The sequence below is a fragment of the Nonomuraea sp. NPDC005692 genome, assembly GCF_040631115.1.
Classification (GTDB): domain Bacteria; phylum Actinomycetota; class Actinomycetes; order Streptosporangiales; family Streptosporangiaceae; genus Nonomuraea.
Genome location: NZ_JBEXYU010000005.1, coordinates 113,941 through 133,805 on the forward strand (window position 1 = coordinate 113,941; position 19,865 = coordinate 133,805).

The 19,865-nt window shown below is 71.3% G+C and carries 19 protein-coding genes; 12 read left to right on the top strand and 7 right to left on the bottom strand.

Annotated features, from left to right (window positions below; genetic code table 11):
• Positions 1 to 3: 3 nt before the first annotated feature.
• The 3 genes from ABZ459_RS13560 to eccCa are packed head-to-tail and all read right to left on the bottom strand — an operon-like array spanning position 4 to position 5,356.
• Complete coding sequence (locus tag ABZ459_RS13560; RefSeq protein ID WP_357969932.1) at positions 4 to 1,086, bottom strand: transglycosylase SLT domain-containing protein; 1,083 nt, start codon at positions 1,084 to 1,086, stop codon at positions 4 to 6.
• A complete protein-coding gene (locus ABZ459_RS13565; protein WP_357969935.1) occupies positions 1,083 to 1,367 on the bottom strand; it encodes a hypothetical protein in 285 nt (94 codons plus the stop codon). The genes ABZ459_RS13560 and ABZ459_RS13565 overlap by 4 nt, the downstream gene beginning before the upstream one ends.
• The gene (eccCa, locus tag ABZ459_RS13570) at positions 1,367 to 5,356 is read right to left on the bottom strand and encodes a type VII secretion protein EccCa (protein WP_357969938.1); all 3,990 of its coding nucleotides are present in this window, start codon (positions 5,354 to 5,356) and stop codon (positions 1,367 to 1,369) included. The genes ABZ459_RS13565 and eccCa overlap by 1 nt, the downstream gene beginning before the upstream one ends.
• Before the next feature lie 183 nt (positions 5,357 to 5,539).
• Here eccCa and eccD point away from each other — a divergent pair, with 183 nt between their 5' ends.
• Positions 5,540 to 6,895: a type VII secretion integral membrane protein EccD gene (gene eccD, locus ABZ459_RS13575; RefSeq protein ID WP_357969940.1), complete on the top strand. Its 1,356-nt coding sequence runs from the start codon at positions 5,540 to 5,542 to the stop codon at positions 6,893 to 6,895.
• Positions 6,896 to 6,900: 5 nt separating this feature from the next.
• Here eccD and ABZ459_RS13580 read toward each other — a convergent pair whose 3' ends face one another.
• The gene (locus tag ABZ459_RS13580) at positions 6,901 to 7,329 is read right to left on the bottom strand and encodes a YbaB/EbfC family nucleoid-associated protein (RefSeq protein WP_357969943.1); all 429 of its coding nucleotides are present in this window, start codon (positions 7,327 to 7,329) and stop codon (positions 6,901 to 6,903) included.
• Between the two features lie 184 nt (positions 7,330 to 7,513).
• On the opposite strand from ABZ459_RS13580, the gene ABZ459_RS13585 reads away from it, so the two are divergent.
• From ABZ459_RS13585 to ABZ459_RS13625, 9 genes are all read left to right on the top strand, one after another.
• The gene (locus ABZ459_RS13585; protein WP_357969946.1) at positions 7,514 to 7,768 is read left to right on the top strand and encodes a hypothetical protein; all 255 of its coding nucleotides are present in this window, start codon (positions 7,514 to 7,516) and stop codon (positions 7,766 to 7,768) included.
• Complete coding sequence (locus ABZ459_RS13590) at positions 7,765 to 8,676, top strand: hypothetical protein (RefSeq protein ID WP_357969947.1); 912 nt, start codon at positions 7,765 to 7,767, stop codon at positions 8,674 to 8,676. The genes ABZ459_RS13585 and ABZ459_RS13590 overlap by 4 nt, the downstream gene beginning before the upstream one ends.
• 37 nt (positions 8,677 to 8,713) lie before the next feature.
• Positions 8,714 to 9,166 (top strand): YbaB/EbfC family nucleoid-associated protein, encoded by a 453-nt coding sequence (locus tag ABZ459_RS13595; protein ID WP_357970654.1) that lies wholly within the window; start codon positions 8,714 to 8,716, stop codon positions 9,164 to 9,166.
• 126 nt (positions 9,167 to 9,292) lie between these two features.
• On the top strand, positions 9,293 to 9,619 hold the full coding sequence (locus ABZ459_RS13600) for a WXG100 family type VII secretion target (protein WP_357969950.1): 327 nt from the start codon (positions 9,293 to 9,295) through the stop codon (positions 9,617 to 9,619).
• A gap of 13 nt (positions 9,620 to 9,632) precedes the next feature.
• Positions 9,633 to 9,947, top strand: coding sequence for a WXG100 family type VII secretion target (locus ABZ459_RS13605; protein WP_357969953.1), 315 nt, complete (start codon positions 9,633 to 9,635; stop codon positions 9,945 to 9,947).
• A gap of 52 nt (positions 9,948 to 9,999) precedes the next feature.
• Positions 10,000 to 10,404, top strand: coding sequence for a hypothetical protein (locus ABZ459_RS13610; RefSeq protein WP_357969956.1), 405 nt, complete (start codon positions 10,000 to 10,002; stop codon positions 10,402 to 10,404).
• Between the two features lie 6 nt (positions 10,405 to 10,410).
• Positions 10,411 to 11,826 carry a hypothetical protein gene (locus tag ABZ459_RS13615; protein WP_357969959.1) on the top strand — a complete coding sequence of 472 codons (1,416 nt, stop codon included), beginning with the start codon at positions 10,411 to 10,413 and terminating at the stop codon, positions 11,824 to 11,826.
• Positions 11,827 to 11,836: 10 nt separating this feature from the next.
• Positions 11,837 to 12,295 carry a hypothetical protein gene (locus ABZ459_RS13620; protein WP_357969962.1) on the top strand — a complete coding sequence of 153 codons (459 nt, stop codon included), beginning with the start codon at positions 11,837 to 11,839 and terminating at the stop codon, positions 12,293 to 12,295.
• 5 nt (positions 12,296 to 12,300) lie between these two features.
• Entirely contained in the window at positions 12,301 to 13,572 is a 1,272-nt protein-coding gene (locus tag ABZ459_RS13625) for a hypothetical protein (RefSeq protein ID WP_357969964.1), read from the top strand.
• Between the two features lie 163 nt (positions 13,573 to 13,735).
• On the opposite strand, the gene ABZ459_RS13630 is transcribed toward ABZ459_RS13625, so the two are convergent.
• Complete coding sequence (locus ABZ459_RS13630) at positions 13,736 to 14,656, bottom strand: M23 family metallopeptidase (RefSeq protein WP_357969967.1); 921 nt, start codon at positions 14,654 to 14,656, stop codon at positions 13,736 to 13,738.
• A gap of 130 nt (positions 14,657 to 14,786) precedes the next feature.
• Here ABZ459_RS13630 and ABZ459_RS13635 point away from each other — a divergent pair, with 130 nt between their 5' ends.
• On the top strand, positions 14,787 to 15,881 hold the full coding sequence (locus tag ABZ459_RS13635) for a hypothetical protein (protein ID WP_357969970.1): 1,095 nt from the start codon (positions 14,787 to 14,789) through the stop codon (positions 15,879 to 15,881).
• A 16-nt stretch (positions 15,882 to 15,897) separates the two neighbouring features.
• Complete coding sequence (locus ABZ459_RS13640) at positions 15,898 to 16,662, top strand: hypothetical protein (protein ID WP_357969973.1); 765 nt, start codon at positions 15,898 to 15,900, stop codon at positions 16,660 to 16,662.
• Positions 16,663 to 16,719: 57 nt separating this feature from the next.
• On the opposite strand, the gene eccB is transcribed toward ABZ459_RS13640, so the two are convergent.
• On the bottom strand, positions 16,720 to 18,126 hold the full coding sequence (gene eccB, locus ABZ459_RS13645; RefSeq protein ID WP_357969976.1) for a type VII secretion protein EccB: 1,407 nt from the start codon (positions 18,124 to 18,126) through the stop codon (positions 16,720 to 16,722).
• Positions 18,127 to 18,181: 55 nt separating this feature from the next.
• Complete coding sequence (locus tag ABZ459_RS13650) at positions 18,182 to 19,411, bottom strand: prolyl oligopeptidase family serine peptidase (protein WP_357969979.1); 1,230 nt, start codon at positions 19,409 to 19,411, stop codon at positions 18,182 to 18,184.
• Positions 19,412 to 19,865 lie beyond the last annotated feature (454 nt).

Sequence of the window (19,865 nt, forward strand, 5' to 3'; positions counted from 1 at the left end):
GGCTCAGTATCCGCGGTAGCCGGACCCGGTCTTCATGCCCACGACCCCCGGCACCGCGGACACACTCCCGTAGCGCTCGATCGAGTAGCGCACGCCCGCGATGATGTTGTCCACCGGGTTGTAGATGTCCCGGTGGCCGTCCAGGGCGTGGGCGTTGAAGGTCGGGTCGATCGTCTGCATGAGCCCCTTGGAGGGGTGCCCGGCCGCGGCGTTGGAGTCCCACAGGTTGATCGCGTGCGGGTTCCCGCCGGACTCGTGCTGGATGATCATCCAGATGTCGTCCACGTTCATCTTGCCGACCGGGTAGCCCTGCTCCTTGAGGATGGCGACGGCCTCCTCGATCCACTGCTTCACCTTGCCCGTGGGCGCCGGCCCGCCGCCCGCGGGCGGGGGCGGGCCGCTGGGGCCGTAGCCGCCGATGATGGGGCTGCCGCCGGTGCCCGAGTAGGGCGAGGTGTAGCTCTGGGTACGCCGCCAGTCCAGCCGGTGCTCGGCGTCCGGCACGAACCTGTGCTCGCCCTCCTGCTCGCCGGCCGCCTTGATCTTGGCGAAGGTCATCGTGCGCTCGCCCAGCGCGGTGTCGATGGCCTCCTTGGCGTCGGTGACGGCGGTTTTGGCGTCCTTGACCGGCTGCCCGGCGTTCTCGGTCGCCTCGCGCACCAGGCGGGCGATCTCGGCGTTCAGGTCCTCCGGCTTGGCGTCGGGGTTGGCGTTCTTGTAGTTCTGCACGCTGGTGAGCAGGCGGTCGCAGATGCCGTCCACCCGGCGCTGGGAGCTCTCCAGCACGCCGGCGGCGGCGTCGAGCGCGTCGGCGCAGGAGTTGAGCGCGTCGTGCAGGCCCTGGCCGGCCCTGCCGTAGTCCCACATGTAGCGGACGAACGCGTCCGCCGAGTCGCCCTCCCACGCCAGGTCCACGGTGGTGACGGCGCTGCCGAGCTCGCCCGAGCCGGCGAGCACCTCGCCCGCGGCCGTACGCCAGCGCGCGGCGATGCCGCGGATCGCGCCGGGGTTGCCGCTCACCTGGTCGGCCAGCGCGGCCAGGGCGGGGCCACCGGGCAGGCCGTTGATCGCCTCCGGTGCGCTCATGACGGGTTGTTCGCCTTCCGCACGTTGCTCTCCACCAGGTCCAGGGCCCGTTCGACGCTCTGGACGAGGCTCTTGGCCTTCCCGCACTCGCCGTCGGTGACGCCCTCCACCCCGTCCACGACGGTCGCGAGGGCCGAGGAGCCGGCCAGCTTGCCGAAGATCGAGGAGTCGACGGCCGTGGCGGGGAACCCGTCGGCCAGGTCGCCGAACTTGTTCGCCACGGCATGGGCCGCGATGCGGCAGTCGTCCAGGGCCTCGAAGTGGATGTCCAGTCCCGCCATCACTCCTCCTCCGCCGGCGGCCAGAACGCGGTCTGCGCCAGCCGCGAGCCGAACCTTCTGTCCACCACGAAGCCGCGTCCCGGAGGCTGCGGCTGGGCGCGTACGTTGCCGAACAGGAAGCCCTCGTCCCTGCTGCCGGACAGGATCACCGCGGGGCTGGCCATGTCCTTGACGCGCTGGATCACCGGGTCGAACATGGCCCGGCCCAGGCCGCCCATGGCCCGCGACATGATCAGGTGCAGCCCGATGTCACGGGCCTGCGGCAGCAGCTCGACCAGCGGCAGCAGCGGGTTGTTGGACGTGGCCACCAGGTCGTAGTCGTCGACCACGATGTACAGGTCGGAGCCCTTCCACCAGTCGCGGGCGCGCAGCTGCTCGGGCGTGAGGTTGGCCGGCGGCAGGCGCTTGAGCAGGGCGTTGCGGGCGTCGTTGACCAGTTCGAGCGCGGCGGCGCTGGAGGCGGCGTAGCCGATGCGGTTCTCGCTGACCGCCGTGTCCAGCAGCGACCGGCGGTAGTCGATCACGATCATCATGGCCTCGCGCGGCGTGTGCCGGGCGACGACGTTCTCGGCGATCACCTTGAGCATGTTGGACTTGCCGCTCTCGGTGTCGCCGACCACGACGAAGTGCGGGTCGGCGTCGAAGTCGATCAGCACGGGCGCGAGCGCGGCCTCGTCCACGCCGATCGCGATCCGCGACTTGCCGGTCTCCTCCACGCCCGGCAGCGACGCGGCGGGCAGCACCGACGGCAGCAGCCTGACCTGCTTGGCGGGCGGGCCCTGCCAGGAGTCCCCGATCGCCTGCACCAGGCCCTGGAGCCCGGTGGCCAGGTCGTCGGAGTCCTGCACGCCGTCGATCCTGGGCAGCGCGCCGAGGAAGTGCAGGCCGTCCTTGGTCAGGCCGCGTCCCGGCACGCCTTCCGGCACGGCCAGCGACTTCTTCCTGTTGATCTCGGACTCGTACGCGTCGCCGAGCTTGAGCTCCACCCGCGTGCCGAACAGGTCCCGGATGCCGGGCCGGAACTCCGACCACTTGCCGGTGGCAGCCACCACGTGGATGCCGTAGCCGAGGCCGCGCGCCGCCAGGTCGGTGATGACCGGCTCCAGCGCCTCGAAGTCCTGCCGGATCGTCAGCCAGCCGTCCACGACGAGGAAGATGTCGCCCCAGCCGTCGCCCTGGAGCGAGCCGTCGGCGACCCGCTTGCGGTAGGTGCTCATGGAGTCGACGCCGTTCTCGGTGAACTCCCGCTCCCGGTCGCGCAGGACCGAGGCGATCTCGGCCACCGTGCGGCGCACCCGGTCGGCGTCCAGCCTGGAGGCCACGCCGCCGACGTGCGGCAGCCCCTCCAGCGAGGCCAGCGCGCCGCCGCCGAAGTCCAGGCAGTAGAACTGCACCTCGCGGGGGGTGTGCGTGAGCGCCATGCTGGTGATCAGCGTGCGCAGGACCGTGCTCTTGCCGCTCTGCGGGCCGCCGGCCACGCCCACGTGCCCGGCCGCGCCGGACAGGTCCAGCCAGTACGGGTCCCGCCGCTGCTCGAACGGCCGGTCGATGATCCCCACCACGGCCTGCAGACGCCCGCGGCCGGTCCACCCGGCCGTGGACAGCCCCAGCTCGGGCGTGACCGACAGCGGGGGCAGCAGGTGCGCGAGCGTGGGCGGCTCGGCCAGCGGCGGCAGCCAGATGCGGTGCGCGGGCGGCCCCTGGCCCACCAGGCGGCCGACGACGATGTCCAGGAGGCTCTGCTGCGCCTTGTTGCTCTCCTCCTGCACCGCGGGGTCCTCGGGCTGCTCCTCGACCATCGGGACGGGCACGAAGTCGGGGCCGTACTCGACGATCTCCCGGACCGTCACCGAGCCGTCGGTGGTGGCGACGTGCCGCGGGTCGACCTGGTGGGGGCCGGACACGTACGCGGCCTTGAACCGGGTCATGCCGGACGTGTCGAACTTCAGGTACCCGTTGCCCGGCGCGGACGGCAGCTCGTAGGCGTCGGCCACCCCCAGCACGACCCGGCTCTCCATGGCCGAGAACGTCCGCAGACCGATCCGGTACGAAAGGTGCGTGTCGAGCCCGCGCAGCCGTCCCTCCTCCAGCCGCTGCGAGGCCAGCAGCAGGTGCACGCCGAGCGAGCGCCCGAGCCGGCCGATCATCACGAACAGGTCGATGAACTCGGGCTTGGCCGTCAGCAGCTCGCTGAACTCGTCCAGGATGACGAACAGCGTGGGCAGCGGGCGCAGGTTGGCGCCCTGCTCGCGGGCCTTCTCGTAGTCGCGCAGGGAGGCGTAGTTGCCGGCCGCGCGCAGCAGCTCCTGGCGGCGCACCATCTCGCCGTGCAGGGCGTCGTGCATGCGGTCCACGAGCGGCAGCTCGTCCTCCAGGTTCGTGATGACCGCGGAGACGTGCGAGAGGCCGTCCAGGCCGAGGAAGGTCGCGCCGCCCTTGAAGTCCACGAGCACGAAGTTGAGGATCTCCGAGGAGTGCGTGACCGCCAGGCCGAGCACCAGCGTGCGCAGCAGCTCGCTCTTGCCCGAGCCGGTCGCGCCGATGACCAGGCCGTGCGGGCCCATGCCGCCCTGGGCGGACTCCTTGATGTCCAGCTCGACCAGCCGGCCGTCGGCGCCGAGGCCGATCGGCACCCGCAGCCGGTTCCGGCCCGCGCGGGGCCGCCAGGTCACCGACGGCTCCAGCCGGGTCGGGTCGCCGACGCCGAGCAGCTCGGTCAGCGTCGTGTTCACCGCCAGCACGTCCTGGGCGTCGCCGCCCTTGGCCGAGGAGGCGCGCAGCGGCGCGAGCTGGCGGGCCAGCCCCTCGGCGCGCAGGTAGTCCAGCGCGTCGGGGTCGCCGAGCCGGTTGGTGTTCTCGCGGCCCGCGTGGTCCAGCTTGACCATGTGGAAGCCGGCGGCGTCGATGCGCAGCCGCAGCGTGCTGCGTTCCTCGACGGTCCCGGCCGAGTTCGACAGGTCGATCACGGTGACGCCGTCGATGGCGTCCGCACCGAGCTGCGAGTCCTGCGGCACGTGGCCGCCGTCCAGGATGAGCACGTGGTACGGCAGCGCGTCCGGCGAGGCGCCGGGCTTGAAGCGGGCCCGCTCCTTCAGCTCCCCGCCCACCAGGCGGTCGAGCTGGGTCAGGTTCTCGGCCATGAGCCTGACCTGGCCGGCGCCGTCGGTCTCCTCGGGGTGCAGCGCGTGCGGCAGCCACTTGACCCATTCCCAGTGGCTCATCCACTCCTTGCTCGCGCACACCATGATCCGCATGTCGTCGGGGGAGTGGAAGACGGCCATCTGCGCGATCATCGCCCGGACCAGGTCGCGGACCAGGGCGGGGTCGCCGTCCAGCTTGATGCGGGCGAAGGAGTGCAGCGCGACGGCGACCGGGAGGCGTTCGACGGTCGAGTGGGTGCGGATGAAGCGGCGCAGCGCGCCGGCCGACAGGGCGTCCAGGTCCTCGACCGGCTTGGAGTCCGGGGGGATGAGCTGGATGGCCAGCTTCTGGATGCCGGTGCCGAGGCGTACCGTGCTGAAGTCCTCGTCGCGGGGGCGGCGCTCCCACAGGCGCGGGCCCATCGCGGTCCACCACAGGGTGTCGGGGGCCGGGCCGCTCCACTCCAGGGCCTCGCGCTGCTGGATGGCCGCCTTGCGCACCTTCTTGCGGATCTGCGCCAGGTAGCGGAAGTAGTCGCGGCGGGCGCCGTTGAGCCGGGCCTTGCGCTCGCCCGCCTGGCGGCCCATCTGGCCGACCGTCATGCCGACCATCGAGAACGCGAACAGGCCGCTGGCGACGTACATGATGGGGTTGGCGTTGGTGCCCCCGGCGGTGAACATCAGGCCCATCGCCGCCGCGCCCGCCACCATCGGCAGGTACGTCAGCACCGCCATCATGCCTTGCGACTGGACCTCGGGGATCTCCGGTGGGGACTCCAGCAGGATCTCACCGCGCGGCGGCTTCGGGCTGGGGCGGCGCTCCGGGCGCCGTACTACGACGATGCTCACCCTTGTGACAGGCCCTTCTGGTGCTCGGAAGAACCTTCTTACCAGATGTGCCTAACGTCCGAGTTGAGGTCTGAGTTAACTCTGCCTCGCTATGTTGTGTTTGTGACATCGCTGGCCGAAATCCCCCCTCCACAGCAGGGCGCGTTGCACCAGGTGCCCGCTCCGCTCCCGCCGCTGTGCCACGTGACGGTGGTAGGGCCGCGCCGGAGGGCCGACCTGGCACTGCCCGCCGACATCCCGCTGCCGCACGTCCTCCCGGGGCTGCTCAGAGCCATGGGCGAGCTGGGCGGTGACATCGCCACCGCACCCGGCTGGACCCTCCAGCGGCTCGGCGGCCCTCCCTTCGACCTGGGACAGAGCCTCGGCGCGCTGGGCGTGCTGGACGGCGAGATCCTCTACCTGCGCCCGCGCGCGGTGTCGCTGCCGCCGGCCAGGTTCGACGACGTCGCCGACGTGGTCGCCACCGGCGTGCGCGAGGGCAAGGGCAAGTGGTCGCCCGACCTGACCCGCGGGCTCGGCGGCGGCGCGGCGGCCGGGCTGCTCGTCGCGGGCGCCGTGGCGCTGGCCTTCGGCGGCCTGACCCCGCTGGTGACCGCGATCGTGGCCGGGTCGCTCGCGCTGCTGGTCGTCGGCGTGGGGATGGCCATCTCCCGCGCGGTCGGCGACTCGGGCTCCGGCGCGCTGGTCGGGTACGCCGCCCTCCCGTACGCGTTCCTGGCCGGGCTGCTGGCCCCGGCGGCCGGCGGCGGGGTGATGACCGTCGGCGCGCCGCAACTCCTCGGGGCCCTGGCCTGCACCGCGCTGGTGGCCACGCTCGGCGGCACCGCGATCGCGGACGGCGTGCCGGGCTTCCTCGGCACGGCCATCGCCTCGATGGCCGGCGCGGTCTGCGCGGCCGTCGTCATGGTGACCGGGGCGTCGCCCGCGGGCGTGGCGGCCGTGGGCGCGGCCGTCGTGATGGCGCTCAGCCCGCTGGTGCCCGTGTTGTCCTTCCGGCTGGCCCGCGTGCCGCTGCCGGTCATGCCCACCAACGCCGAGGAGCTGCGCGGCGACAACCAGCGGCTCGACAGCGCCTCGGTGCTGGAGCGCACCGGCGCGGCGCGGCGGTACGCGACCGGCATGGTCGTGGGCGTCGCGCTGGTCGGGGCCGGGGCGCACGCGATGTTCGTCGTGGACGGCCGGTGGATCTCGGTGGCGATGTCCCTGGTGCTGGCGTTCACGCAGATCATGCGGGCCCGGGTGTTCCAGGGCGTCGGGCAGCGGTTGTGGCTGCTGCTGGTCGGGCTGGCCGCGCTCGGCGCGGTGGCCGTGTCCGTCGGGATCGGCGTGGGCGGCGTGACCTCGGTGGCCGTGGTGCTCGGGCTGCTGTGGGCGGCCATGGTGGTCGTCGGCATGGGCGTGTGGCTGCCCGGCGGCAGGCCCTCGCCGTTCTGGGGGAGGGCCGCCGACATCACCGAATGGGCGCTGATCGTCGCGCTGGTGCCGCTGGCGCTCGGGGTGCTTGAGGTCTACTCCTGGGTACGCGGCCTGGCCGGTTGACCGGCTCAGCCGTCCGACAGGGCGCGGCGGCGGATGGTCTCCAGGGCGTCGAGGCGGTCGTTCATCTGCCGCGAGAAGCCGTCCTGGAGGTCCTCGAACTGCCGGGTGACGGCCGCGGCCGACAGGCCGCCGAACGACGTGGGCGGGAGCACGTCCCTGAGCCGGCGCGCCTGGTCGTCCTGGGCGGCGCGGACGGCCTGGAGGATCTCCTCGGTCAGCTCGTCCAGCTCCATGCGGCTCGTCCTGGGCGCCAGCCGCAGGTCGTCCAGGCGGCCGCCCGCGTCCACGCGTGCGGTGACCGCGCCGCTGCGGCTCTCGCCCTGGCCGGTGACCTGGCTGAGCTCGTCCAGCGCGCCGGCCAGGTTGCGGACCGAGCGTTCGCTCTCGCTGATCACGCGGTCGAGGTCGTCGGGGTCGAAGTCGATGGGGTCCATGTCGGCACGCCATCGTCCGGAGGTTAACGAACGGGGAGCGGCTGCTGGCCGGGCCTTGAAGTGATCAAGAAAACCGCGCAGGGAGTGCTGCAACAGGGGCAAGGCGCCGCAACAATCGGGCGTCGTGGCAACGAATCGGGAAATCCATATCACTTCGGCGACCATCGGCAAGACGCGGCAACGGGTGGAGTCCGAGCTGAAGAAGGAGATCATCGGCTTCGTCAAGGGCCTGGTCCCGCTCACGGCCGTGGACGGCCTGGGCTTCGGCGTCCTGGGCAACATGATCATCGGCGGCACGTACGAGGCCGTCATGGACCGCGCCGAGGGCCTGATGACGGAGGCGGAGGGCGCCCTGGACGGCTGGTGCGGCGCGCTGACCGTCTGCGAGCGCAACTGGCGCGCGGCCGAGGACGCCAGCATCATCCAGTACCGCGCATGAGCGACCCCTACCTCAACGCCATCAACAAGGGCCGGGGCGGCTCGGGCGGCGGCGGTCTGCTGAAGGCGGTCAACAAGGGCGGCTCGGTCGGGCCGCCGCGAACGCCGTCGATCCCGCTCAACCCGGCCACCGGCAAGTTCGGCCCGGTCGGCGCCGGGGCCGGCGCCGCGGAGTCGCTCAGCACGAGGGTGCTGAACCTGCTGAGGAGCGTGGGCCGGTTCTCGCCGTACCTGGTGGCTGTGGCGGGCATCGTGGCGGTGGGCGCGGCCGACGAGTTCGCCATGGCCGAGGCGGCCAACACCTGGAAGTACGGCATCAGCGCCCGCCTCGACGACGGCGTGAAGAACCTCATGCCGCAGATCCTGGCCACGTCCAGGACCGGCTGGATCGCCGCGGACCAGACGGAGTTCGGCCGGGTGCAGGCGCTGTTCCATCAGGAGATCGGCGCGCTGCGCAACTCGTTCGGCGAGATCGGCGGCGTGCTGGACGAGGTGGCCGCCGGGGTCCGCAACTACTGGATGCAGATCGGCTCGACCGTCGTGTCGGGGATCACGCTGCTGCTCGCGGCCCTGCGGATGAAGATCATGCCGGTGCCGCAGGTCGCGGCGGCCGGGATGATCCTGGAGCACCTCGTCGGCACGGCGATGATCAGCGCCGCCGCGGTCATGACGGGTGCGCTGGCGCAGCTGCTCAGGGGTGGCATGCAGGTGCTCGGGACGCTGGTCAGGAAGCAGCACCAGTTCGGCTTCGTGCTGCCGGAGGGCGCGGCCGCCATCGACTTCGGCCGGGCCACGATCAACGCCAAGAACCTGCCCTCCTTCCAGGAGCCCGCCGCGCCAGGCCAGTTGCCCGCCGGCTACCAGAACTTCGACTGGGTCGTCCCCGAAGTGAACACCACGAAGCCTTGATTGTGGTTAACTCGCACGGATGTGCCCTATGGGAGGGATGGTGTCGGTGACGGATTTCGGGGACTTCGGCAACATCGACATGGAGCGGCTCCTGAGCAGCATGGACGAGCAGCTCAGCAAGTCCGAGGAGCTGCAGAAGGCCATGTCCGCCCTGGTGGGCAGGGGAGAGGACGAAGGGCACCTGATCGTCGTCGAGTACACCCAGGAGGGCCTGCGCACCCTGGACATCCAGCCGAAGGCGATGCGGCTGAGCGCGGCCGAGCTGTCGGAGCGGATCCAGGACGCCATCGCGGCGGCGACCGCCGACCTGAACCGGCAGGCCGACGAGCTGCTGACCGAGATGTTCGGCGTGAGCGGCAACCCGATGCGCATGCTGGAGAACCCCGACCGGGCGCTGCGCGAGGTCCGGAAGGCCGAGGCCAGCTACGAACGTGCCTTCGAGGACGTAATGGGAGAACTCGACAGGATCCGCCGCGAACTGGACCTGTGATTGACCAGGGCGTTTGCTGACATGTCGAGAAGTTGTTACATCTTGGCCATTGAGTCCGCTGTTACTCATGGGGCCTTTGGTGCTTATATGGGTAAGCGACCGAAATGATCGTTACGGAGGTGACGAGTGTCCGAATTCTTTGGGGCAAGCCCGAGCCAGATCAAGGTGGCCTCTGGCCACGTGGTGGACACCGCCCAGTACATCGAGGGTCTGAGGGTGTCGGTTGAGACGACCGCCAACGGTCTCCTCAACACCGGATGGCTCGGCCCGGCGGCGGCCAGGTTCAAGAACGCCATGGTCAGCTGGGACAACTCCATGCGGAACGTACGGACCGACCTGGAGAACATCGCCGACAAGATGGGCGTCAACGCGGTCGTCTACTCCGCGGCCGACGAGGACGTCCAGGCCGGTATGGGCCGCGTCGAGTCCCTGATCAACGTCGACATCAAGTAGGAGGGGGACCGCGGTGTCCGCTGAGCTCGACTTCACCAAAGTCAACTTTGGGCACATGGAGCTCGCCCAGGGCGACTTCATCAAGATCCTCGGCTCCTTCGAGAAGGCCACCGAAGACCTGATGACCCGGCTGAAGAACGACCTGGCCGGCCATTGGGAGGGCCCGGACGGCGCCGAGACGTTCTTCCGGCAGCACGAGCAGAAGTGGCAGGCCGCGGCCGCCCAGATGCGCGGGCAGCTGGACGAGCTGCAGAAGGCCGTCCAGATCGCGAACGAGAACTACCGCGCGGCCGAGAACCGCAACAAGTCCATCTGGTACGACGGCTGACGTTCTCTGCTCGGCCACCCGCGCGGTGGCCGAGCCTGGTGAGGGGAGGATCATGGCCGGGCTCGAACCCGAACCGTGGCCGGGGCTCGACGACACCGACGCCGAGCTCTACTACAACGTGGGCAGGATGCGCGCCATCGCCGACGACCTGGAGATCGCCCTGGCGCTCACACAGGGCGCCGGCGGCAACAGGGACGGCGTCACCGGCTCGGTGGAGACCCTCACGAGGTACTTCGCGCTGGGCGAGGAGCACATTGGGCGGTGGCCGGCGGCCAGCGCCCTCGCGCACAGCGTGGGCAGCACCGGCGCGGACCCCGGCGGCCTGGTGTCGATGGAGGGCCGCGGAGCGCTGCTGACCGCCCTGTACCAGGACTACGTCGAGTGCTGCCAGAAACTGGTCAAGGCGATCAGGGACAGCGCCGACAGTTACGCCAAGACGAACCCGGGTCGAGAGTGAGCAGCGTTGGCTGAGCGCAAGGTCGACATCCGTGACAATTCCCGGCGGCCGAAGAGCGAGCCGGTCACCGCGTCGCGGGAACAGATCGAAGGATGGCTCAAGGCGACCTCCGCCATGGAGGTGCACGACCGGGGCCTGTCCTACAAGCAGGTGGCCAAGGTCATCCGCGGGGTGGCCGACGCGCTGCCCCAGATCGGCAAGGATCTGTCCGGCGCCTGGCGGTCGGACACCTCCGCCCAGGCGCAGCTGGCGCTCCAGCTGCTCAACGCCTCCGGGCGCGAGATCGCCGAAGCCATGGACAAGATGTCCGAGGCGCTGATCCTTTACGGGCGCGACTACCTGCCCAAGGCGATCGAGGAGGTCGAGGCCGCCAAGAACCAGAAGACGGCGGTCCCGGCGCCCTCGCCGGGCGCGGCCCCGAAGCCGCCGTCCGCGACGCCGTCGCCGTCGCACACGCCGCCGGTGCTCGGGCCCGTGACCTCGCACAACCTGCCGGAGCCCGGCCCCGGGCCGACCAAGTCGCCCGCGGAGATGCAGGCCGACGTGGCCCGGCGGGCGCTGGAGAAGCTCAACAACCACATCGTCGACCTGTACGACTTCCGGATCCCGGAGAGCGTCGTCGTCGAGCTGCCCGACGTGAAGCCCGCCGAGGCGCCGGCTCCCGAACGTGACATGCCGCTCACCGACCCCTCGCCGTACACGAAGGGCTCGTACTGGACCGGCGGCGGCCACGACAGCGGCGGCACGGGCGGCTCGACCGGCGGCGGCACGCACGGCGGCTCCGGTGGATCCGGCGGATCGGGCGGCTCCGGTGGCTCGGGCAGCGGCGGTACCGGCGGCCATGACGGCGGCACCGGCACCGACCCCCGCCCAGGGGACCAGACCCCCGGCGGCGACACCCCGGGCGGCGACCAGCCGGACACCCCCGGGACGGACACGCCCGGCTCCGACCAGCCGGGCGGCCAGGGCACCGGATCAGGGACCGGCGGCTCGGCCACCACGGGCGACGGCACCACGCCACCGGTGCTCGACAACAACACCACCGACGACCGCGCCACCCAGCCGCAGGACGTGGACACCCGCGACCCGCGCGCCACCGAGACCGCCGGTTACCACCCGACCACCACCCCCGGGTACCCCGGCACCCCGAACCAGCCGCTCGTGACCCAGCCCGCCTACCCCTCGCCGTCCGCAGGGACGCCCGCGGTGATCGGCGGCCCCGGGTCGTACGTCCAGGGCAGCGCGCCCGCGGCGGCGGCCAGGACGGGCGCGATGGGCGGCGCCGGCATGCCGTTCATGCCGTTCGGCGGCGGCGGCGGACCGGCCCCCGAGGAGGGACAGGTCGAGACCTCGACCCTCCTGAAGGAGGACAACGACGTGTGGAGCCACCAGGAGGGCTCCATCTCACCGGTGATCGGCTAGGGAGGCGGCCATGGCGCTCGAACTGGACAGCAACTGGCCCGGCCTCGACGGGGACAAGGACAACCTCACCAACCGCACGGAGATCAAGCGCATCGCCGGTGAGCTGGGCGAGCTGCTCAAGAAGCTCAAGACACCCTCGCTCCCGCCGGTGACGCAGTTCCTGACCGCGCCGGGGGAGAAGGCCCCCGGGCCGCAGCTGCCCGCGGGTGCCGGCTCGCTGCCCGATCTCCAGCGTTACTGCGCGCTCAGCCAGAACCAGATGGGCGAATGGCCGGCCGCCATGCACTTCGCGCTGGCGGTCAACTCGGCCTACTCCCAGCTGATCGGCGAGTCGGGCTCCACCGGCGGCCTGTACGCCGCCATGGTCGGGCAGGGCGACAGCACGGTGGAGGCGCTGCTCGACATCTCCAAGGCGTCCGGCGGCGCCGAGCAGGCGACCGAGGAAGCCGCCGCGCGGCGGGAGGTCTGACACCCATGGCCGAGCCCAAGAAGCAGACGTTCAAGCTCATCTACAACACCGGCCCGGTCGACACCTCCACCCCGGAGGTGTCGTTCATGGGGAGCATGTTCACCGACACGCTCGACAAGGTCAAGAAGTGGATCGACGCCACCGACCCGGAGTCGGTGAAGCTCGCCGGCCTCTACTACACGCGGGCCGAGACGCTGCTGAACGGCTTCGCCGGTGACCTGAAGACCAAGGCGGCCGAGCTGGCCGAGAACTACACCGGCCCGGCCGCCGTCGAGACGCAGAAGCAGCTCCAGACCCTGCACGCCAGCGTGCGCGAGCTGGCCAGGAAGCTCGGCGAGATGGGCCGCCCGCTCCACGGGTACGGCGAGACGCTGAACTGGGCGCAGGCCAACGTGGTCGAGTCGATGGACCACGACTCGCGTACGGACCGCGACGTGGACTGGGCCGGACGGGTGCCGTTCTACCGGCTGTACCGCGGGGACAAGCGGGCCGTCGAGCACCTCAAGAAGGTCAACGAGCGCATCGTCGAGCACTACAAGCAGCTGCCCGCCGAGGTCCAGACAGCGCTGCCGGACCCGAGCGTCCCCGAGCTCCCGGACTTCAACGCCGGCGGCGGGGACGTGCCGGGCGCCCCGGACCTGAACGGCAAGGGCGGGGCGGGCAACTTCCCCGTGTCCTCGTTCGGCCCGGACGCGGTGCCGGGCGGCCCCGGTTACATCGACGGCAAGGTGCCGGGTGACGGGGGAGCGGGCGCCTACCCGGCGGGCCACTACCCCGACGGCTCCGGCACGAACGGCTCCGGGGTGAACGCCGGCGGCGTCCAGGGCTACGACCCCGGTGACAACCCGTACGGCGGGGCCGACTCCTCGGCCCTGAACGGCGGCTCGCTGGGCTCCGCGCCGAACGCGCCCTCGACCGCCGACCTTCCGTCGGGCACCGGCGACGGCAGCACGAAGCTGGCCGGGTACGACCCGTCCATGTCGGGGATGCCCAACGGCGCCTATCCCACGACGTCGACGGGCGGCTCGCCCTACGGCGGCGGCGTGGGATCGGGGGCCGGCGGCGGCTTCGGAGCGGGCGAGGGCGGGGCGGCGGGCGCCGCCATGCGCGGCGCCGGCGGCGGCACCGGCTTCGTCTCTCCCGGCATGATGGGCGGAATGCCCGCTCGTGGCAGCGAGGGCGGGGAGAAGAACGACAACGAGAACTCGACCTGGCTCGCCGAGGACGACGACGTGTGGGGCGGCCCGGAGGGCACCACGCCGAGCACGCTCACCTGAGGCCGCACTGCGTGCCCGCCCGGCGCCCGGAGCCGCCGCACCACGTCTGCGGGCCGATCCTCGCGACCGGCCCGCTACCCGCCTGCAGGCCGTTCCCCCCGGGGGGAACGGAGGCATGGGGGGCGCCCGGAGGCGCCGCCCCGCTCATGGACGCGCGGTCGCGTCAGCCGCAGTGCTCGAAGGGGCTGTCGTACGCGTTCGAGCCGACCGCGCCGCCCCACTTGACGCAGGTACGCAGGGCCTTGGCCCGGACCGGACCGGCGTAGTACTGGTAGCTGCCCGCGTCGGTGCTCCTGGCCTTGCCCTTGACCTCGAGGTAGGCCCGCACGGCCGCCTTGCCCGAGCCGCTGTTGCGCAGGGTGGTGACGCAGTTCTGGCCGGTGGAGGCCGAGTACAGCAGGACGACCCGGCCCTGGTTGCCGAGCGGCGCGGAGTCGATCTGCTTGTAGCCCGCACCGCAGACCTGCTCGGCCGAGTACGGGTTGCCGCCGCCGGTGCTGGGCTTGCCCGGGTTCGCGGGGGCGGGCGTGCCGCCGCCGCCCTGGCAGTTGTTCGACTTCAGCGTCTGGTGGCTGTAGCCGAAGGTGGTGCCGTTGAACCTGGCCGCCGTGATCTTGCCCGACGACGTGCGCTGCTCGTAGTGCAGGTGGGCGATGATGCCCCTGTACTTGGCCGAGGTGTTGCCCACCTGGCCGACCTGCTGGCCCTGCGCGACGTTCGCGCCCACGGAGACCGTGCGCTTCTTCATGTGGGCGTACAGCGACACGCCGCCGTCGGCGTGCCGGATCTTGACCACGTTGCCGAAACCGTCGGCGGTCCGGTACTCCGACATGATCACCTTGCCGGCCGCGGAGGCCACCACGGTACGGCCCATGTCGTTGTTGCCGTCGCCGTACGAGCCGTTGAAGTCGATCTCGTAGCCACCGGTGTGCGCGCTGCTGTCGTTGCTGTCGCCGGTCCAGGTCTCGCCACACGGGAACGGAAGCTGGTGGACGACGGCGGCGCTGGCGCTGGCCGCGCTCGTGCCGGTGAGGGGCAGCGCGGCGATGCCGCACACGCCCACAATCAGGGTCTTGATCCGCATACGGGAAAGGCTGCCATCCTGATCAACGGCGAGTCTAGATCATTCGCGAAGTGTTCACGCTAAAAGTTGATATTTGTCGATATCGTAGCCAGGACTGTGCAAAACGCAGTTTTCGGACAGGGAGGGTGAGATGGGGGCAGGAGAGAACGCCACCCCTGGTCTGGGGCAAAACCCGTACGGGAGCTCCCTCACCGGAGCGACGATCCAGTTCAAGGACAAGAAGATCAGTGAGCTCGGCGGCGACATGGCCGAGCATGAGCCCGGCATGGGCAAGATCGAGACGAACACGAAGGGGATCCACGTCGACTTCCCAGGGTTCGGGATCGTCGGCATCGGACTGTCCTACGCCCACGATCAGATCAAGGAAGGCGCGACCGGTGCGATCAGCATGGCCAGGAGCGCCCTGCGGGACTACAAGACCGCGCTGGAGCAGCTGGAGAAGAACTACGAGAAGGTCGACAAGGACAACGACGGCCTGATCAGCACGATCGGCGACGACAATCCGGCCGGGCCCGGCGGGCCCGAGGGGCCGGGCGGGCCGGGCGGGCCCGACCTGAGCAAGCTCGGCGGTGGCGGCGGCGGTGGCATGCCGCCGATGGACATCCCGGACGACAAGCTGTCGGACAAGAAGTTCCCCGACGACAAGCTCAAGCTCCCCGACGACAAGCTGCCGAAGGACAAGTTCCCGGACGACAAGTTCCCGACGGACAAGCTGCCGACGGACAAGCTCCCGACGGACAAGCTGCCGGACGACAAGCTCTCTAAGCCGGACTACCCCGACCCCAACTCGATCAACACCGACCTTCCGAAGACGCCGTCCATCGCGGACCAGCTCAACCACAACACCGAGATGCCGGACCTCAAGAGCAACGTTCCCGACCCGTCCCAGACCAAGCTGGCCGGGCTCGACCCCGCCGCCCTGAACTCCGCCATCCCCAGCACCGGCAACATCGCGGGCCGCATCCCGACCGAGTTCCCCACATCCGGCGGCTACGCCGGCTCCTCGGGCAGCAGCGGGACCGTCGCGGGGGCGGGCGCGGCGGGCGCCGGCGGCCTGCGCGGCGCCGGCGCGGCCGGCATGTCGGGCATGCCGTTCATGCCCATGTCGGGCGGCGCGGCCGGCAACGAGCAGAACCGCGAGCGGGAAAAGCCGGAGTACGTACGCGGCGACGAGAACGACTGGCTCGACGACATGGACATCGCACCGCCGGTCCTCGGCGAGTGAGAAAGGGGACGGCGAGATGGGCGAGTACGACAGCGACCGGTGGCGCATCATCACGGCGGCCTCCATGGCCAGCGCGTCCGCCTTGGTGCTGAGCCAGTACCCGATGGCCAGGAACATCGCGCTCCTGATCGGGACGCTCGTGTCCAACCCCGGGGACATCGCCAAGGCGGCCGTGGAGTGGGCGGCGCCCGCCGTCGGCGCGACCGCGGAGCACCTCCCCGAGATCAAGAACGAGCTCGTCAAGCTGAAGACGGTGATCGAGGAGAAGGGGTACTGGAAGGGGCCCGCCTACCTCGTGTTCAGCGAGGCCGTGGACACGTTCGCTGAGCAACTGGACGTCACCTCGACGTACTTCAAGGGCGTCGGCGACGGCATGAACCACATGGCGACGCTCTACCACTGGGCCGTCGAGGTCGCCTGCGTCGTGAGCGTCGCCATGGCGGCACTGGCCGCGTATGAGGTGGTGTCCTACCTCTTCCCCGTGGGCAGGGTCGCGGCCAAGGTCACGATCAGCACCTTCCTGACGGCGCTCGGCACGGCACTCAGGAACATCGTCAGCAAGAAGGTGAAGTCCGTGGCGATGCTGACCGGCCTCCTCGTCATGGTGAACGGCATGTGCGCCTTCATGACCCAGAACATCGACAAGGGACGTCCCAAGCCCGACTTCGCGTCCACTGCCCTGAAATACGCGTCCCCCACCGAAGAGGGGGCGCCCGGCACCCTGCAGCGGAAGAACGGCGGCATGCCGAGCATGAACCTGCCCGGCAGCGGCCTCATCTAGCCCCGCACCCCGTGCGGCGGCCCCGGCCCGGTGTCCGCCGCCGGGCCGGGGCGCCGCTCACTGGGCCGTGACCTGCACCGGCGAGCGCGCCGCCGTCGGGTCGAGCGCCGGGCCCTCCGGGATCAGGTGGACGAGGTTGTAGGGCACCGGCGTGACGTCCTCGGCGCCGTACCCCAGCTTGTTGATCTGGTCCCCGGTCTGCAGCGGGAACTTCCTGCCCTGGTCGGTGAGCAGGAAGTAGGTCTGCATGAACGCCTTCTGGCCGTCCCCGGGCAGCAGGCCGCCCAGCGCCGCGCCTCCGGCGGGCAGCAGCACCTGGTCGAAGTGCTCCTGGTCGCTCCGGGCCGCGGGCACGGGGATGGTCATCGTCGCGCCGACCGTGATCTTCGCCTGCGCCGAGCCGTTCTGCGTGTCGGCGTACACCGCGCACAGCGCCGCCGAGGACGTGACCGTTCTGGGCAGGCTCGTCGGCAGGCCGCCGACCGTGAGGGTCTGGCGGGAGGTCCTGCCGTTCGCGGTGGCGGCGTCGATGTCGATCGGGACGGCGGCGCGCCTGCCGTACGCGGCCTTGGTCCTCGGGTCGGCGAGCAGCAGCGTCGCCTGGGTCAGGTTGACGGGGGCGAGCCCGTCGGCGAGCAGCACGTACCAGCGGTCGGGAGCCCCGCCCATGCCCTTCACGGTGTAGACCTGACCGACCGCCCCCTTGCCGCCCCCGGGGGCGACGGCGCGCCGGCCCAGGCCGGTGATGGGCGGCGGCATGAAGTCGGGGCCGGGAGGGATCGCGTTGATCCAGGTCGAGGGCACTCGTCTGGGATGCGCGTTGAGCGCGCGCACACCCGTGTCGGTCACCTTCATGCGCCGGTCGTTCCAGACCACCCAGCCCTGCTGGCCGTCCGTGACGACCAGCGCCTCGCCGCCCACGGGTTTGCCGCCGACGTCCTGTCCGCCCACCAGCGTGACGTACGGCCCCCGCGCCCCGGCGGCCTGCGCCGGCTCGGTCACGCAGGCCGACCACGGGCCCTTGACCAGCTTCTCGCGGGCCGGAAGGCTGTCCGGCGCGCCCGCGATGCCCACCAGCGGCCCGCGTGGCAGCGTCGCCAGCGACGCGGCGGAGACGTTGCGCACCTTGAAGTCGGTCGCGTCGAGCAGCAGCAGCGCCGAGACGTAGTTGGCCGTCGGCAGCAGCCGCGCCTGCTCCTGGCTGTAGACGTAGGTGGCGCCGGTCTCCTCCTCGACCAGGAGCTGGCCGGCCTCGGTCAGGTTCGTCGCGCCGCCGGGCTTGAGCAGCCCCCAGATGCCGAACACCGCCGCGATGAGCACGCCCACGAGCACGCCGCAGAACATCGCCACGTTGTGCCGCCGCATGGGCGTCTCCGGCACATCGGGCTCAGCCTGCAGCAACGCCATGCCCAGGCGCTGCTGCATCAGCCGATGAGCCTGGTAGAGGTCCTTCCGGGTCTGCATCTCACCTCTCCCGTTTCGCAGGGATCAGCATAGAACGCTCTTGTGTCATGAACCCCTACGGAAGTAGCAAACCCCAATAGAACGCCCACGGAACGAAGGCCACACCCGCCGCGACGAGCAGGCCCAGCCGTACCCGCTCGCCGGTCGCACGTTCCCGCCGCCACCTGCGCGCCACCAGCGCCGTCGCCACGACGGTGGCCACCGCCACGGCCTGCAGCGCCAGCCAGACGAGCGGCCTGCCGAGGAGCATCGGCCCCGGCGCGGCCAGCTTCCCGCCGGTGGAGATCAGATAGAACAGGTAGGCGAACCCGCCGAGCGCCGCCGCGAGCCCTCCGGCGCTGACCACCCGAGCCGCCGCCGTCCCCCCGCCCGGCGTGCCCCGCGCCGCGCCGCGCCCCCGGATCCGCCGGACCACGGCGACCGCCGGATATCCGGCGAACCCGGCCAGGAACAGCGCCAGCACCACCGTCTGCGCGAAGGCCGACTCCCACCACGCCGGAGGCGGCGCCCCGACGGAGTCCTCCGCCTGGACGGGCGCGGGCCCCGACACCTCCGCGACCGGAGCCTGGCCCGAGGTCGCCTTCGCCACCCAGCCGCCCACCAGCTCGGCGTAACCGGGAGCGAGCTCGGGCAGACGCGTGATGCCGCCGTCCGGGGTCACATGAGCCGCGTGATCGGCCTTCGCGAAGAACCGGAACGTGTACCGCCTGTTGCCGCCCTTCTCCAACGCCGCGCGGAACAGCGGCGGCGTCTCGCGGGGCGGGGTCAGCAGGTCGTGCACGCCCCAGATCGCCAGCACCGGCTGCCGTACCGCGGCCAGGACCAGCTCGGAATCGTAGTAGGGCTCAGGGAACATGCCCCCGTCCGCGATCACCCGGTACAGCTTCGGCTCGGCGTGCTCGACCAGCGACCCGCCGACCCCCGCCTTGCGCAACCCGGCCGCCACGGCCCACGACTGCTGCCGCAGGGGCTGCAGCGCGTTGGCCCCGACCACCACCACGAACGCGATGTCCTTGGACTTCGAGGCGGCGAGCGGCGCCACCCACCCGCCCTCGCTGAGCCCCCAGATGCCGACCTTGCCGGGATCGACCCCCGGCTCCTTGCGCAGCGTCGCGACCGCGCCGAGCGCGTCCTCGGCGAGTTGTGCGTACGACCGGTGGAACAGCGAGTAGCCCGCCGAACGCTTGTCGTAGATCAGCACCGTCAGGCCCTGCCGGGCGAAGGCGACGGCCTCACCCAGCAGCTTCTCCCGGCGCGTGCCCGTCCCCGCCCCATGCACCAACACAACCCCAGCCCGCCCGGCCACACCGCTCGAGCCCTCCCCAGCCGGACCGTTCCGCCCCTCCCCGGCCGCGTCGTTCCGTCCCCACCCGGCCACGCTTCCGGTCTGGGCCGTGCCTCCGGTCTGGGCTGTACCCCCGACCTGGGCCGTACCCCCGGACTGGGCCGCGCTGCCGGCGCCGGAGGAGCTGGTCGCGTTGGCGGACAGGCTGATCACGCTGCCATGCAGCTCCAGCCCGCCGCTGCCGGCGAACGTCACGTCATGGACCGTTAGGTCATCCGGAACCGTCAGGCCGCCGGGAACCGCCGGGCCCGTGCGGTCGAGCAGGACCGACCCGACCCCGGCGGCGACCCGTCCTTCACCGGTCGTCGCGGCCTTAGAAACGAGATCGCCGGTCGTTGCGGCGCCCGAAGTGCGGTTGGCGGTCGTCGCGGTCCTCGGGGTGAGGTCGGCGACG